Source organism: Pseudomonas sp. GW822-FHT01E03, assembly GCF_058802985.1.
The window spans coordinates 68442-84242 of sequence record NZ_JBXAOQ010000013.1 but is presented as its reverse complement, the minus strand read 5'-3'; the positions used below and the strand labels follow the sequence as shown (position 1 = coordinate 84242).

9 protein-coding genes and 2 pseudogenes are annotated in these 15801 nt (G+C 57.0%); 5 read left to right on the top strand and 6 right to left on the bottom strand.

The features are described from left to right. Positions 1-36 precede the first annotated feature (36 nt). The 3 genes from AC1RP7_RS23705 to AC1RP7_RS23695 form a co-directional block, all read right to left on the bottom strand. Positions 37-1335 (bottom strand): glycosyltransferase, encoded by a 1299-nt coding sequence (locus tag AC1RP7_RS23705; RefSeq protein ID WP_218495733.1) that lies wholly within the window; start codon positions 1333-1335, stop codon positions 37-39. 141 nt (positions 1336-1476) lie between these two features. Next, a complete protein-coding gene (locus AC1RP7_RS23700) occupies positions 1477-4452 on the bottom strand; it encodes a hypothetical protein (RefSeq protein WP_493180931.1) in 2976 nt (991 codons plus the stop codon). 232 nt (positions 4453-4684) lie between these two features. Further along, complete coding sequence (locus tag AC1RP7_RS23695; protein WP_218495738.1) at positions 4685-5053, bottom strand: response regulator; 369 nt, start codon at positions 5051-5053, stop codon at positions 4685-4687. 247 nt (positions 5054-5300) lie between these two features. On the opposite strand from AC1RP7_RS23695, the gene AC1RP7_RS23690 reads away from it, so the two are divergent. From AC1RP7_RS23690 to AC1RP7_RS23670, 5 genes and pseudogenes are all read left to right on the top strand, one after another. After that, complete coding sequence (locus AC1RP7_RS23690) at positions 5301-8792, top strand: response regulator (RefSeq protein ID WP_493180930.1); 3492 nt, start codon at positions 5301-5303, stop codon at positions 8790-8792. Continuing rightward, complete coding sequence (locus tag AC1RP7_RS23685; protein WP_057714771.1) at positions 8792-9625, top strand: CheR family methyltransferase; 834 nt, start codon at positions 8792-8794, stop codon at positions 9623-9625. The genes AC1RP7_RS23690 and AC1RP7_RS23685 overlap by 1 nt, the downstream gene beginning before the upstream one ends. Then, positions 9622-9744 (top strand): annotated as a pseudogene (locus AC1RP7_RS23680) (chemotaxis protein CheB); the annotation flags it as partial. The gene AC1RP7_RS23685 and the pseudogene AC1RP7_RS23680, both read left to right, overlap by 4 nt. 41 nt (positions 9745-9785) lie before the next feature. Continuing rightward, positions 9786-10954: pseudogene (locus AC1RP7_RS23675) on the top strand (hybrid sensor histidine kinase/response regulator). Positions 10955-11030: 76 nt separating this feature from the next. Further along, on the top strand, positions 11031-11408 hold the full coding sequence (locus AC1RP7_RS23670; RefSeq protein WP_057714773.1) for a response regulator: 378 nt from the start codon (positions 11031-11033) through the stop codon (positions 11406-11408). A gap of 4 nt (positions 11409-11412) precedes the next feature. On the opposite strand, the gene AC1RP7_RS23665 is transcribed toward AC1RP7_RS23670, so the two are convergent. The 3 genes from AC1RP7_RS23665 to AC1RP7_RS23655 form a co-directional block, all read right to left on the bottom strand. Beyond that, positions 11413-13083: a response regulator gene (locus tag AC1RP7_RS23665; RefSeq protein WP_218495745.1), complete on the bottom strand. Its 1671-nt coding sequence runs from the start codon at positions 13081-13083 to the stop codon at positions 11413-11415. Beyond that, the gene (locus AC1RP7_RS23660; protein ID WP_493180929.1) at positions 13080-14582 is read right to left on the bottom strand and encodes an ATPase domain-containing protein; all 1503 of its coding nucleotides are present in this window, start codon (positions 14580-14582) and stop codon (positions 13080-13082) included. The genes AC1RP7_RS23665 and AC1RP7_RS23660 overlap by 4 nt, the downstream gene beginning before the upstream one ends. A 116-nt stretch (positions 14583-14698) precedes the next feature. Further along, a complete protein-coding gene (locus AC1RP7_RS23655) occupies positions 14699-15754 on the bottom strand; it encodes a tetratricopeptide repeat protein (RefSeq protein ID WP_090455294.1) in 1056 nt (351 codons plus the stop codon). Positions 15755-15801: the final 47 nt, after the last annotated feature.

Below are 15801 nucleotides of genomic sequence, written 5' to 3'. Positions count from 1 at the left end.
AATGGCGGTAACTATGTATTGCACAAGAAAAGTGGGCTACTCCTGATTCAGTCGGTTCTTCGCCTCAATCCATTGCGCCATGTATTGAGTACTCTTGTGCTGGTGATGACGCAGCATGCTGCCGGTAAAGTTATCTCGTCTTATGTTTGCCAGATTCTGCTGGCAATCGACCAGCCGCTGGATCAAGGCTGGGCCATGAACGGATTTTCGGTAGCGACTGGCAAGCAGGGTTTTCCCGTGCGCCTGGGCGTCCAGCCAGCGCGTCTTGTCGTTGTGCAGTTGCACGGCATGATCGGCGAACTCGCGTGCCGAACGGGTCACTGCACCGGGCCATGCCTCTTGATCATGCATCGCCTCGGCACCCACTGGCGTCGTCACATTCGGCGTGCCACAGAGCATCGCATCGACAATCTTGCCTTTGATTCCCGCGCCAAAACGCAACGGTGCCATACAGACCCGCGCCGACGACATGACTTGCAGGGCGTCTTCTGCCCAGTTCATCACATGAAAACCCTGGGCCGGGTTGTGCAGGGCAGTCGCCTTGGGTGGTGTGTAGGCACCATAGATATGCAATTGAGCGCTGGGTATCTGCTCGCGAATCAACGGCCAGATAGCGCTTTTCAACCAGAGCACCGCATCCCAGTTGGGCGCATGGCGAAAGTTACCGATATGAAGAAAGTGTGCCCGCTCTTCGAACGGTACCGATGCACGGGACGGAACATCGACCATCAACGGGCACCAGTGCAGCAGGTTGCGGGGAAACCTGAACTGCTCGACCAGCAATTCGACTTCCACTTCGGAAACCATCAGCGTCAAATCACAACGATAAAATGAGGCGATCTCGCGCTTCGCCAGATCGGTATCAGCCATGTGTTCGAACTCTTCGCGCGCCGCCGGGGCGAACAGTTCGTTGAAGTCATTGTTGTCGTCACTGGCCTTCAAACGCTCCTTGAGGCGTTGATGCCGACCCAGCCTCAGGCTTTGCAGGTCGCAACTTTCGAGCACGCGCAAGGCATCGGGGCAATGCTTCTCGACCCGCCAGCCGAACTGTTCCTCCATCATGAATTGATCGAACAACACGATGTCAGGCGCCAGTTCGCTGATGAATGCGTCGAAACTGCTGTTGTTCAGCTCGATAGGTACTTCGTCAATACCCAACGCTGTCAGGTCCGCACGTTGCTCGCCGAAGCCTGCCGGGCTGCTGAACGTGATGTCCCAGCCCTGGTCCAGGAAAACGTCGAGAATCTGCATGACATGCCCGCTGGCCGCGGAAGAGCGGGGCTCGGGCCAGACGTAACCAATGACCAGGACTTTGGTTGCGCGGGGTTGAGTCATGAACGGGAATTCCTAGGACCGGCAGAAGGTTGAAAAAGCGCGGGTATTAAACCACAGCAGACCGCCTGGCGCTGTGGCACTCGGTCTGAGAGCGGTGAGTGATGGCTTTCACCGCTCTCAGTGCCTGCTGGATGTTTCGGGTTACACCCGTTCAAATTCTCCCGCCTGTATTATTTCCTTGTAATCGGTGACTTTTCCGCCTCTCACCTTGCAACTGTTCAGGTCAAGTTCAAACCAGTCGTTTGCTCTTTTGAATAGCAGAACATCGACTGACTGAGATAGTTCGCTGATACCTTCCACGCGCGCCAATTTCATATCGATGCAATTCAAGGACCGTGCCGCGGTATAGGTATCGAGTGCTCCGGAGAGGGATTGAAGTTGCTTCACGGCTTTGCCGCTGACTTTGGAACCAACCCCTGTAACCAGCACGACTCCGTTTTTGGTAATGGTCGCTCCCTTCTTCAAAAGACTTGGCACACCATCGAGCGGGTTGACCAAACTCAGGGCAAAACTGCTGCTGACCCTGGCGAGTGTTAAAGATCTGGAAAGGAGGCTGCCGGATTTGAACGCGATGGAAGCGAATTTTGGCGCGACACCCAGTACAGCTCCGACAATCGACAGCGCGTCCAATGCGCATCCAAAGATGGCCCCCCGCTCACGGTCACGGTCACCGGAACTCAGGTCTTCGATGCAACTCTTGAACGGGATAATCAGGTTAAGAACCAGGTCTATTCTGTCCTTGGTGTTCTGTCTTGCCGCTTCCAGGGGCGCTATACCGTAACCAGCGTTGTACAGTTCATCGTAGGTAGCAGGCGGGAAGTACTCAAGTACTCGGTTGACTGTGTCTGATGTCGCCTCAGAAAAAAACATCTCGACCTGACTTCTGTTTTGTGGGGCTACGCGCTCCACGCCTTCCTGTTCATAGGCTTGCCAAAGCTTTTCGACAACCACTTTATTGCTGATATTTTTTATGGGGGGCGTTCCCTTGAGGTATGCATCGATATCCAATGGCCAGTCAAGCCCTTGAGCCTGCCATTGTTTTTCATCTTTATCATGCCAAACACTGGCTTCCGTGAAGTGCAGGTTGGTTGAACCGAACATCGCATGAAGGTCCTGGCGGCGATGACACTCGGCTCGCAATGTGAACAGTTCGTAGTAATAAAATCGTGAATTGTATTCGGACGAGATGATTACACCAAAGCGCCCCCTGTACTTATCCCTGTCACGCTGTGTTTCCTTGGCCGCTCCAACGTGGAATTGTTTGCGAACAGTAAAGAAACTGAGATTGCCATACTCCAGGCGCTTTCGATCAGCTTCAGGCATTTTCGACATGGCGAGCTTCAATGCGGTGGCGGTTCCCAGCCTTAGCTGATCAAAATAATGGTTGAACGTGTCTGTGTAGATTTTTTTAATGTCCTGCAGTCGCCCTAGGTAGGGTAATGTTCTTGGAAGTTCATACGCTTCAAAGGTTGACATGATTTTGTGCGACAGGGTAAGCCCGGTCCATCCTTCATTCATGAGGTCGCCAGACATGAATAGTTCATGTGCTGATATTGTTTCGCCCAAGGGCAGGTCGGTGTGCATGTAGTTTCTGTTTGTCAGATAGTCTCCGTCGGGCATGGCTCTCTTCAGTTCATTCAAGGCCATCTCATGTCGCGTACGCAGTGGGGTATTGATGGCGTTCCTGCATTGCTCAAGTGCCTCGGTGTAATCGGTGTAAAGTGCTTCAGCCGCTCGGTAGTCATCACTGTTGTACTCGCCCCGTTCGCTATAGGGGATGAGGCGATTCATTGCGCCCCAGTTCAGCATCGACGTCAGCGCATTTAGCCCGAACAATTGCTCAAGGTTGTCATCGAATGGCTCCAGATCAGCGTAAGCCTGGACTTCATCGAAAGTCATCGCGGCCGAGGCACCTGGTGCAATGTGCTCGATTTTTTCGACGGCGACGCTATGCACCACCCACGCAGGCGAGTTTATCGTCATGTCGTCCGGGATTTGTTTTACAACGAGTTCAGGCGCAGCAGCGCATGCGAGCAAGTACGCTGCCAGAGGAACTACTGTTGCATCAACGATATTGTTATCGACAAGATGCTTTTCGAACATCAGCAGTACTTTGGCAGGATGAACTTCGGCATTGACCGGGTTGTAAAATCCATAGCCCAGTGCCCGACCTTTGTTTTGAGTCAGGCCAGCCTCTGGTTCAAGGTTCAGGATGATGGCGGTAATGAGCAATTGCTCAAGATCCTTCGTGGATGGTGAGGCACCTGAGGTAGTGCCATACCAGTTCAATGCATCCAGATAACCCCGCGCCCAAATTTTTCCAATCGTGCTTTCCAGGAGATTGCTAATGTATTGGTTGGGGGCAGCTCTCAATATATCAGTTGGTAGGCTGATGACTTGCTCGACCAGTGTTTTTAGCAATTGACCTTTTTTAGTTGCTCCGAATGATTTTGTTACTTTTTCAATTTTTCGCCGCTCTATCAAAGGCAGTGCTGTCGGGAAAAATTCAGGGTCTTTGAGTATTCTGTAATAGGCTATTGCTGTCGGAAGTTTTGGCCGTTCCTTGTTGAAAAACTCAATGAGGTTCACAAGCTGTCTGGCGGTTGACGGAATCGGGTACCCGTAGAACCGTAACCATTGCTCGACATTGAACTCATCAGAGCTGTAGATGAAATCGCCCGCGCTGCTAGCATAGTTGCTCAACTGTTTCAGGCGCTCGTGAAGCACTTCATTTTCTTTGAGCAAGTCGTCAATGTGCATCTTTTCATCGTCAATCAATACATGCATATTCATATTGGCGTCGCATACGTATGTAGTGGCGCCTGAAAGGCTGGATAGCTCCTCCAGGCCAAGAAACTCTTCGCTAGCCAGTAAATCTTTCAGCATTGACTGTCCCGCTCGATGGGCTATTTGTAACGAACTGTCATGAGTGAAGGCGATAATCCAGTCGCTGAGGATGAATTGGTTGTTGCTGTCGATAAGGCTGGAAAGGTTTCTCTGTAAAGTTGAAGTGACGTGAGCCTTTTCAAGATTGTTTATCTGCTTCAAATTTTGAATGTCCCGCTGCAGGGTTTCAAAAGTTGATGGTTTTCTATAGTCATATTGAGTGCTGTTCATCAACAAATCCTTTTTTTGATGGGGTGTGTGTTTTTCGGTCGAGAAACACATCTCGATTATTGAAATTTAGTTGCCCTGTTATTTTAGTGGAGAGTATGTTTTCTGATGCTCGGTTGCCCAGTTCATATACTGTGCTTTTTGTTTCGGGCGACAGTTTTCATCGAGTCTGGCTCAGAAGGCCGGCTCGACAGGGCTATGTTGTCTTTTATGTAAGTAGGGCTTGAGCTGTTAATTAATTGGCTGGCAGCATCTCGCGTATTTTCTGCCGCAACTGATCAATGGAGAAGGGTTTGCCGATCAAGTGCATGCCTGGAGGTACTTCAATGCTTTCGGCATAACCGCTGGCGAACAGGATGGGCAGGTCAGGGCGTAACGTGCGGGCGAGGGTGGCCAGTTCGCGACCGTCCATGACCGGCAGGCCAACATCAGTCATCATCAGGTCAATGTGTCGGTTCAAGTCCTTGAGCAAATCCTGTGCCTGTTCGCTGCCATCGGCTTCCAGAACCTTGAATTCCAGTTCTTCCAGGACGTCGACGATCAGCATGCGCACGATGGCATCGTCTTCGACGACAAGGATGGTGGAGGCGTTGGCGGATGACATGGTCGAATTCCCGAAAAAGATTGGCATTGCCGGTCGCTGGAAATCACCGGCCTCTTGCATGAGTAAGTGGCGGATCCCGACAAGTTCCCTGCGCGATGGAAAAAGGATTGGCGGTACAGGCCAGGCAAGGATAACGCGGGAGCAGCGCAATGTAGGACCTTGCGCGCAAACATGTCAGATAATTGGATCAATTTGCCAGTTTTGGGGCAAACTCCTTGCATTCTGACAGTTCGACAAGGCCTGCCCCATGACCTCAGCGTCCTCGGTTGATGAGCAACGATTTCGTAAACTCCTGAGCCGTAACATCAGCCTGCCGTTGGGTCTGGGTCTTATCAGCGCTGTGTTTTTCGTGTCGCTGATCAGCTATTTACTGTCGACCATCCAGTGGGTGGAGCACACCGACCGGGTGATCAATAACGCCAATGAAGCGGTCAAGCTGACCGTGGATCTGGAAACCGGGATGCGCGGTTTCCTGCTCAGTGGCGACGAGCATTTCCTCGATCCCTACGAAACCGCCAAGCCGCGCATCGCCGTGGCGCTCGACACCTTGCTTGAACTAACCGCCGACAACCCGGTGCAGACTGATCGCTTGCTACGGTTGCGAGCCTTGCAGCTGGAGTGGACCAACTACGCGCAATCGATGATCGATTTGCAGCGCAGCAGCGGTGATTATCGCGCCATCGTCAAGGCCGGACGCGGTAAACGCCTGACCGATGAAATTCGCAAGCAGTTCGAGGCGGTGATCGACACCGAGCAACAGTTGCGCGCATCGCGCAATGACGAAGTGCGCGGCACCACCATCATGAGCATCAGCCTCTACCTGTTGTTCATAGCCGGGGTCAGCGGGTTGCTGGCGTACGTCGGGCGCCGCGATTTGTTGACCCTGTCGCAGAACTACAGTGTCAACCTTGCCGCCCAACAGGCCAGCGCCCATCGTCTGGAGCAACAGGCCTGGCTGCGCAACGGTCAGACCGAGCTGGCCGAGCAGGTGCTGGGACAATTGAGCCTGAGCATGCTGGGTCGCAATATCCTGCAATTCTGCGCGCAGTACCTGGGCACCGCCGTGGCGGCTATTTATGTGCGCGAAGACCATGGCGGCCTCAAGCGCATCGCCACTTATGGTTTTTCCCGTGAACAGGAAGGGCGTGAACAGCAGATCTACAGCGAAGAAGGCATTGTCGGCCAAGTGGCGCAACAGGCACGGCTGATTCGCCTGGACGAGGTGCCGGGAGATTACTTCAAGGTCAGCTCCGGCCTCGGTGACGGTTTGCCGTGCAGTGTGCTGGTGGTGCCAACCAGCGACGACGAGCGGGTCAATGGCGTGATCGAGTTGGGCTTTCTGCGTCCACTGACCGACCGTGACGTTGAATTGCTTGAGCTGATTGCCGGCAACATCGGCACCTCGATCGAGGCGGCACGTTATCGCCAGCGTTTGCAGGAGGTGTTGGCCGAAACCCAGCAACTCAACGAAGAACTGCAGGTTCAGCAGGAAGAACTCAAGACCGCCAACGAAGAGCTCGAAGAGCAGTCGCGGATTCTCAAGGAGTCTCAGGCGCACCTGGAAACCCAGCAGGTGGAGCTGGAGCAGACCAACGAACAACTCGCCGAGCAGGCAGAAGTACTGGCCGAGCAGCGCGACGCCATGGACCTGAAGAATACTGAACTCAATCAGGCCCAGATCCAGCTCGAAGAACGCGCGGTAGAATTGCAGCGCTCGAGCAAGTACAAGTCCGAATTCCTCGCCAACATGTCCCATGAGCTGCGCACGCCACTGAACAGCTCGTTGATCCTGGCCAAGCTGCTGGCGCAAAACCCGGAGGAAAACCTTACTGCCGAGCAAGTCCAATTCGCCGAGTCGATCTATTCCTCCGGCAACGACTTGCTCAACCTGATCAACGACATTCTGGATATTTCCAAAGTCGAGGCCGGCAAGCTGGAAATCCGTCCGGAGAACACCAGCGTGGCGCGCCTGGTGGATGGCCTGCGCGGCCTGTTCCAGCCATTGGCAACGGACAAGCAACTGGATTTCCGGGTGGATATGCAGGACGGTGCGCCGTTGATGCTGTTCACCGACCGCCAGCGTCTGGAGCAAGTGCTCAAGAACCTGCTGTCCAACGCGGTGAAATTCACGCAAAGCGGCAGCGTCAGCCTGTCCGTCGCCACGGCGCCGAATGACGGCATCGCGTTCAGCATCCGCGATTCCGGGATCGGCATCGAAGTGGATCAGCACGAAAGCATCTTCGAAGCGTTCCGTCAGGCCGACGGCACCACCAATCGGCGTTACGGCGGCACCGGGCTGGGGTTGTCGATCTCCCGTGACCTGGCGGCCTTGCTCGGCGGCTCCATCAGCGTAACCAGCACGCCGGGGCAGGGCAGTGTGTTTACCCTGGTCTTGCCACAGCAGTACGTGGAACCGGGCGAAGTGTCTGTCGAACCGATGCGAGCCGTTCCTGTGGCGGCTGTGTCGAGTGTATCGCCGCCCACGTTGTCGCCATTGGTGGCCGAAGTCGACATTCCGCGCTTCGACGACGACCGCAACAAAGGGCCGTTCACCAAACGCTGCATTCTGGTGGTGGAGGATGAGCCGAACTTTGCGCACATCCTCTACGACCTGGCCCATGAACTGGGTTATCAGTGCCTGGTGGCTCACGGCGCCGACGAAGGCTACGACCTGGCCAAGGCGTTCATCCCCGATGCGATCCTGCTGGACATGCGCCTGCCGGATCATTCCGGCCTGAGCGTGCTGCAACGTTTGAAGGAACACGCCGAAACCCGGCACATCCCGGTGCATGTGATTTCGGTCGAAGACCGGGTCGAGGCGGCGATGCACATGGGCGCCATCGGCTACGTGGTCAAACCGACCACCCGCGAGGAACTCAAGGACGTGTTTGCACGCCTTGAGGCCAAGTTGACCCAGAAGGTCAAGCGCGTGCTGCTGGTCGAGGACGACGTCGTGCAGCGCGACAGCATTGCCCGCCTGATCGGCGACGATGACATCGAGATCACCGCCGTTGGCCTGGCGCAGGAGGCGCTGGACCTGCTGCGCTCATCCGTCTTCGATTGCATGATCATCGACCTCAAGCTGCCCGACATGCTCGGCAATGACCTGCTCAAGCGCATGTCCACCGAAGACATCTGTTCCTTTCCGCCCGTCATCGTCTATACCGGGCGCAACCTGACCCGGGATGAAGAGGCCGAACTGCGCAAGTATTCGCGTTCGATCATCATCAAGGGCGCACGCTCGCCGGAGCGGTTGCTGGATGAGGTGACGCTTTTTCTGCACAAAGTCGAATCACGGTTGTCCCATGAGCGGCAGAAGATGCTCAAGGTCGCCCGCAGCCGCGACAAGGTCTTCGAAGGCCGCAAAGTGCTGCTGGTGGATGACGATGTGCGCAACATTTTCGCCCTCACCAGCGCGCTGGAGCAAAAGGGCGCAGTCGTGGTCATTGGCCGCAACGGCCGCGAAGCGATTGAACGATTGAATGAGGTGCAAGACATCGATCTGGTGTTGATGGACGTGATGATGCCGCAAATGGATGGTTATGAAGCCACAGTTGAAATCCGCAAGAATCTGCGCTGGCGCAAGCTGCCGATCATCGCCGTGACGGCCAAGGCCATGAAGGACGATCAGGAGCGCTGCCTGCAGGCCGGCGCCAACGATTACCTGGCCAAGCCCATCGATCTCGATCGCCTGTTTTCGCTGATTCGTGTGTGGTTACCGAAGATGGAACGTATCTAGTGGAGCGCAATTTTTCAGTGGATCGAAACAGCGAAATCGAACTGCGGTTGTTGATCGAGGCGATCTATCTCAAGTACAGCTACGATTTTCGCGATTACTCCGGCGCTTCGATCAAACGCCGGGTCGACCATGCGTTGAGTCAGTTCGAGTGCAACACCATCTCGGCGTTGCAGGAAAAGGTCCTGCACGATCCCGCCGCGTTCATGCAACTGCTGCAGTTGCTGACCATTCCGGTCAGCGAAATGTTTCGCGATCCCTCGCACTTCCTGGCCATCCGCAAGGAAGTGGTGCCGCTGCTGCGAACCTACCCTTCGATCAAGATCTGGATCGCCGGATGCAGCACAGGTGAAGAGGTGTATTCGATGGCCATTGTGCTGCGCGAAGAAGGCCTGCTGGACCGTACCATCATCTACGCCACCGACATCAATCCGCGCTCGCTGGAAAAGGCCAGGCAAGGGATTTTCTCGATGGAGAACGTCCGCGCCTACACTGCTAATTACCAGCAGGCCGGTGGCCAGAGTTCGTTTGCCGACTACTATACGGCGGCCTATGGGTACGCGATTTTCGACAAGACCCTGCGCGAGAACGTGACCTTCGCCGATCACAGCCTGGCGACGGACAGCGTATTCTCCGAAACTCAATTAATTTCATGCCGTAACGTACTGATTTATTTTAATAAAAGTCTTCAGGGTCGAGCGTTCGGGCTGTTTCATGAGTCCCTCTGCCATCGCGGTTTCCTGGTGCTGGGCAGTAAGGAAACCCCGGATTTCTCAGCCTTCGGCGATCAGTTCGAGCCGCTGGTCAAACAAGAACGGATCTATCGAAAATCATGAAAAGTGCAACGAAAATGCCGGCTATCGAAGTGATCGGTGCCTGCGCCGGTGGCGTCGAGGCGCTGTTGAACATCCCCGGCCCGCTGCGCGAAGGCTTCGCACTTCCGATCATTCCTGTACGCGGCATCGGCCGTCTGCTTGTCGAGCTGGAACGAATCGCATGCTGAGTAATTTCCAGGCCAAACTGCTGATCGTGGACGATCTGCCGGAGAATCTGCTGGCACTTGAAGCGCTGATCAAGCGTGAGGACCGCATTGTGTACAAGGCGCTGTCCGCCGATGAGGCCTTGTCCCTGCTGTTGCAACACGAATTCGCCTTGGCCATCCTCGATGTGCAGATGCCCGGCATGAATGGCTTCGAGCTGGCCGAGTTGATGCGCGGCACGGAAAAAACCAGGAACATCCCGATCGTTTTCGTCAGCGCCGCCGGGCGTGAACTCAATTACGCCTTCAAGGGCTATGAAAGCGGTGCCGTGGACTTCCTGTACAAACCGCTGGACCTCCAGGCGGTCAAGAGCAAGGTCAATGTGTTCGTCGACCTCTATCGCCAGAGCAAGGCGATGAAGGAACAAGTGCTGGCCCTTGAGCAAAGTCGCCGCGAACAGGAGACCCTGCTCAAGCGATTGCAAAGCACTCAACTGGAACTGGAACAGGCGGTACGCATGCGCGATGACTTCATGTCCATCGTCGCCCACGAAGTGCGCACGCCGCTCAACGGCCTGATCCTTGAAACCCAGTTGCGCAAGATGCACCTGGCCCGGGACAACTCCGCCGCCTTCACCCTGGACAAGATGCACGCGATGGTCGACCGCGACGAGCGGCAGATCAAAAGTCTGATTCGATTGATTGAAGACATGCTCGACGTCTCGCGCATTCGCACCGGAAAGTTGTCGATCCGGCCCAAGCGCTTTGACCTTTCAACGCTGGTTGGCGAGTTGTTGCACAACTTTTCCCAGCAGATCGACGCCGCCGAAGCGTCGGTCTCGCTCGATGCCACGCAACCGGTGATCGGAAACTGGGACGAGTTTCGAATTGAACAGGTCATTTCCAACCTGCTGACCAACGCCTTGCGCTACGGGGCCAAGAGCCCGATCTCGGTGAAGGTGGCCAGGCGCTGGTGGACGTGCAGGATCGAGGGATTGGCATCAGCGAGGAAAACCAGAAGCGGATCTTCCAGCAGTTCGAGCGGGTATCGGCCAGGCACGCCGTCGCCGGGCTGGGCCTGGGATTGTTTATTTCAGAGCAGATTGTGGCCGCCCATGGCGGTACTATTACCGTCCAGAGCAGGATCGGCGAAGGCGCCTTGTTTCGCGTTTGTCTGCCGCTGTAGGAAAACAACCGGATAAACGCAACCTCTGGTCGACCCCACGGTCTATCAGCAGCAATTGACCGAGCAAAGGCTTCCCATGAGCGAAGATGCACAAGATGTAGTACTCGTCGTCGAGGACGATCCCTCGATTCTGATGGTGCTGTCCGCTTATCTGTCGGGCGAGGGTTACCGCGTATTGCAGGCCGAAAACGGCGAGCAGGCTTTCGAAATCCTGGCGAGCAAACCGCACCTGGACATGATGATCACCGACTTCCGCCTGCCCGGAGGAATCTCCGGTGTGCAGATCGCCGAGCCCGCCGTGAAACTGCGACCGGAACTCAAGGTGATCTTCATCAGCGGCTATGCCCAGGAAATCCGCGAGACCGACAGCCCGATTACGCACAAGGCACCGATCCTGGAAAAACCTTTCGATCTGGATAAATTGCAGGAATTGATGCAGGACATGCTTTCGTAAGCCTTCAGGCCCTGATCATCTCCCTGACCTTCGCCGTCAACAGGTCGAAGGTAAACGGCTTGGTGATCATCTGCATGCCCGGATCGAGGAACCCGCCACGCACCGCGGCGTGCTCGGCGTAGCCGGTGATGAACAGCACCCTCAGCTCGGGACGCAACTGCCGGCCGATTTCCGCCAGTTGCCGGCCATTCATACCGGGCAAGCCGACATCGCTGATCAGCAGGTCGATGCGCTGGGCCGAATCGAGTATCGGCACCGCGCTATCGCCATCACAAGCCTCGACGTAGGCATAACCCAGGTCGCTCAACACCGTGCTGACCAGCACCCGCACCGCCGGATCGTCCTCGACAATCAACACCGTCTCGCCACTCCTGGCCAAAGGTGAATGTTCGACGTCCGATGGATGGTCCCGAGGCAGGTCTCCACCGAAGCGTGGCAGGAACAGGCTCACCGTGGTGCCTTCGCCCACGACGCTTTGGATGGCGACGTGACCTCCCGATTGTTTGCTGAAACCATAGATCATTGATAACCCCAGCCCGGTGCCCTGGCCGATAGGCTTGGTGGTGAAGAAGGGGTCGAAGGCGCGGTTGATGGTGCTTTGCGGCATGCCACAGCCGGTGTCCGTCACGCTGAGCACCACATAGTCTCCCGCATCGAGATTGCTCTGGCCTTGGGTGAAATCCTCGTCAAAGTGCTGGTTCGAAGTCGAGACCACCAGACTGCCGCCATTGGGCATGGCATCGCGGGCATTGATCACCAGGTTGAGCAGGGCGCTTTCCAGTTGATTGGGGTCGGCTTCGGCCACCCACAGGTGCTCGTCCAGTTGCATGTCCAGACGAATGGTTTCGTTGATGCTGCGTTGCAGCAGTTCATCCATGGAGATCACCAGGGTGTTCATCTCCACGGGTTTCGAATCCAGCGACTGGCGCCGGGAAAACGCCAGCAGGCGGTGGGTCAGGCCCGCTGCGCGGTTGGCCGAAGTCACCCCCAGATCGATCAGGCTGTCCAGGTCTTCGGTTCGCCCCCGGGCCAGGCGTCGACGCAACAACTCCAGGCTGCCGATGATACCGGTCAGCATGTTGTTGAAATCATGGGCGATGCCGCCGGTGAGTTGGCCGACGGCTTCCATTTTCTGCGACTGGCGCAACGCTTCCTCGTTGTGACGCAGTTGCGCGGTGCGCTCTTGCACCTGCTGTTCAAGGGTTTCGAGGGTGTTCTGCAGGCGCAACTCACTCTGGCTCAGGTCGATCAACCGATCCCTGGCTTCGTACTGTCGTCGCCGTCCGCGCAGGGCCGTGGTGACCAGGCTGATCAGTGTGACCGGGTGAAATGGCCGTTCGAGGAAGGTCACGTTGCCCAATTGCGGGCCGAAGCGCGATGCCGGGTTCTGTTGCGGGCCGCCATGGTGTGTCATCAACACGATCGGCAGATCCGACCACGCGGGCTGCTGTTCGATCAGGCGGATCAGCGGTTCCAGATCAGCGCCCAACAGCGCCTCGCAAGAGATCAGCAGCAGGCCGGCACCCTGTTCAAGTTCGGCGCACAATTCGGGCAGGTCGGGGCTGATCACCCCGTGAAACCCGGCCTCGTTGAGCATCATCAGGGCTATCTGGCCGTCGCGCCCTCGCGGCGCAAGGATGATTGCGCGCTCGGACGTCGCTTGCATGTCCGTCACGGGATTTCGTCCGCGAGCAATGGATTGCTGGCGCCGAGATACGTGGGTACGCCGCGCAATACGCCCTGAAAGGCTTCCAGGGGCTCACCGATGGTCATGCCCTGGGCGCTGATGCGGTATTCACGGATGGTCGACTCATGGCTGCCGGTACGTTTCTTGATGATCGAAATGGCCCGGCGCACCTTGCCCAGGGCTTCGAAGTAACGCAGCAGAATGACTGTGTCGGCCAGGTAGGTGATGTCGACCGGCGCCTGCATGTCGCCGACCAGGCCGTGCTGAGCGACCGTCATGAAGGTCGCGGCGCCTTGGCGATTGAGGTACAGCAGTAGCTCGTGCATGTGCAGCACCAAGGCGTTTTCTTCCGGCATCGCCGCCTGATAGCCGTTGATGCTGTCGATCACCACGGTCTTTATATTGCCTTCGTCCACGCAGCGCCGGACCCGGTGGGAGAACTCGCCGGGGGACAGCTCGGCCGCGTCCACTTGTTCGACCAGCAAATTGCCGCTGTCTTGCATTGCCTGCAAATCGATGCCGATGTTCTTCATGCGCTCGAACAACAACCCCAACTCTTCATCGAAAATGAATAACGCGGCTTTTTCGCCCCGGGCCACGGCCGCGGCGGCGAACACCATGGCGATCAGCGATTTGCCGGTCCCCGCCGGGCCGAGAATCAAGGTGCTGGAACCCGTCTCGATACCGCCGCCCAGCAGCGCATCCATTTCCCGGATGCCGCTGGTCAATTGCTGACGCAGGTATTGACCGCGATGTTCGGCGGCCACCAGGCGCGGGAATACACGCACGCCTTCGCCCGTGATGGTGAAGTCATGGAAGCCGCCGCGGTACTTCTGGCCGCGGTACTTGACCACGCGGATGCGACGTCGCTCGGCGCCGTAGTTCGGGGTCAATTCTTCCAGGCGAATCACGCCGTGGGCCACGCTGTGCACGGTTTTGTCCAGGGACTCGGCGGTCAGGTCATCGAGCAGCAACACCGTGGCGTCGTAACGCACGAAATAATGCTTGATGGCCAGAATCTGCCGACGGTAGCGCAGCGAGCTTTGCGCCAGCAGGCGAATCTCGGAAAGGCTGTCCAGGACAACGCGGGTCGGCTTGACCCGCTCGACCACCTCGAAGATCTGGCGGGTGGCTTCGCCCAGTTCCAGGTCGGAGGAATAGAGCAGTGTCTGCTGCTGTTCGACATTGAGCAGGCTTTCCGGGGGCGTCAGTTCGAAGATATGGACGTTTTCGTCCATCTCCCAGCCATGGGACAAGGCGCCCTGGCGCAGCTCGCGTTCGGTTTCAGAGAGGGTGATGTACAAGGAGCGTTCGCCGGCTTGCGCGCCTGCCAACAGGAAGTGCAGCGCCACGGTGGTCTTGCCGGTGCCTGGCTCGCCTTCGAGCAAAAACACATGTCCGCGGGACAGTCCGCCATCGAGGATATCGTCCAGACCTTCGATACCGGTGGCGGCCTTGTCTCGGTTCAAATCGTTGGATAGAGACAAACAAGCGTCCTCATATGGCCAGGGTCAACGAGGCAGCCGCTGCGAAGCGCCATAACGGGCTGCCTGTTCACTTGACCCCTGGCCAGGACGACGGTTCAACGAAATTTCAGTCGGGGTCAAAGCCCTTGTTGCAACGCCGGATCATCGGGGTTCATCTGTTCGAGTTGGGCCAACAGGATCTGCACGTTTTGCAGCTGTCCGCTTTCCTTCCAGTAGTTGATCAGCAGCACCCGGGCCTTGCGATCGTTCGGGTGGCGTTGAACGATTTCCTGCAACTGTTTCTGCGCCGCTTCGAGCTCCTGCTCACCGTGCAACGTGGTGGCCAGGTCGTAGCGGTAGTCCCGGTTATTGGGCTCAAGCTCTACGGCCTTGGACAGGCCGAGCAGGGCGAATTCGCTTTGCTCGTGATGCAGCAGCCAGAGCCCCAACGCGTGTTGCAGGTAGGCCGAGTTGGGTTGTGCCTGCAGTTGCCTGGCCAACAGTTGCCGGGCGGCGTCGTTCTGGCCCTGTTTATCCAGCACTTCGATTTGCAGTACCAGCGCCGGCAGGTTGTCCGGCGCCAGGCGCAGGGTGTTGTCCAGCGCCTGTTGCGCTTGCTTGAGCTCGGCGTTGTGCAAGTGCAGTCGGGCCAGTTGGTATTGGTTTTCGGCACTTTGCGGCGCGCTCTTGAGCACTTGCTCCCAGGCATCGATGGCTTGCTCCAGCGGCCCGAAATACAAACCCAGTTCATCCGGGGACAATCCCAGCAGCGCGTTGATCGCCGCCAGCCGCACGCTTTGTTCGCTGTCATCGAGCAATGGACCCAGCAGCAGACTGCGCTGGCCGTTCGGTACCAGGCCGCTGATGCTTCTGATCGCCGCGATACGTACCTCGGGCGACTCGTTCTGCAGGTCGGCATCCGCCAGCTTCAGGGCCACCGAGCTTGGATAGTTGGGCAGCTCGGCATGCAACCCGATACGACGTTTGGGGGACAGGTCCGGACGGGCCAATTGCTGATAGAGCACCCGCGCCGCACCCGGTTGGCCGGCCCGGGCAGCCGCCAGCGCTTCGCTGTAGCCGTGCAGGATGGCTTCGGGAACCACCGGGGTGGTATCGCGCAGGGAAAACCAGACACCGCCGATGACGAGCAGGGCGAAGAGGCTGATAAACAGAAGGCGGCGGGACTTGGGCATGCAGGAATCCGGAAGCTGGCAAGCTTTTGCAAAGGCGCAAGCTTCGG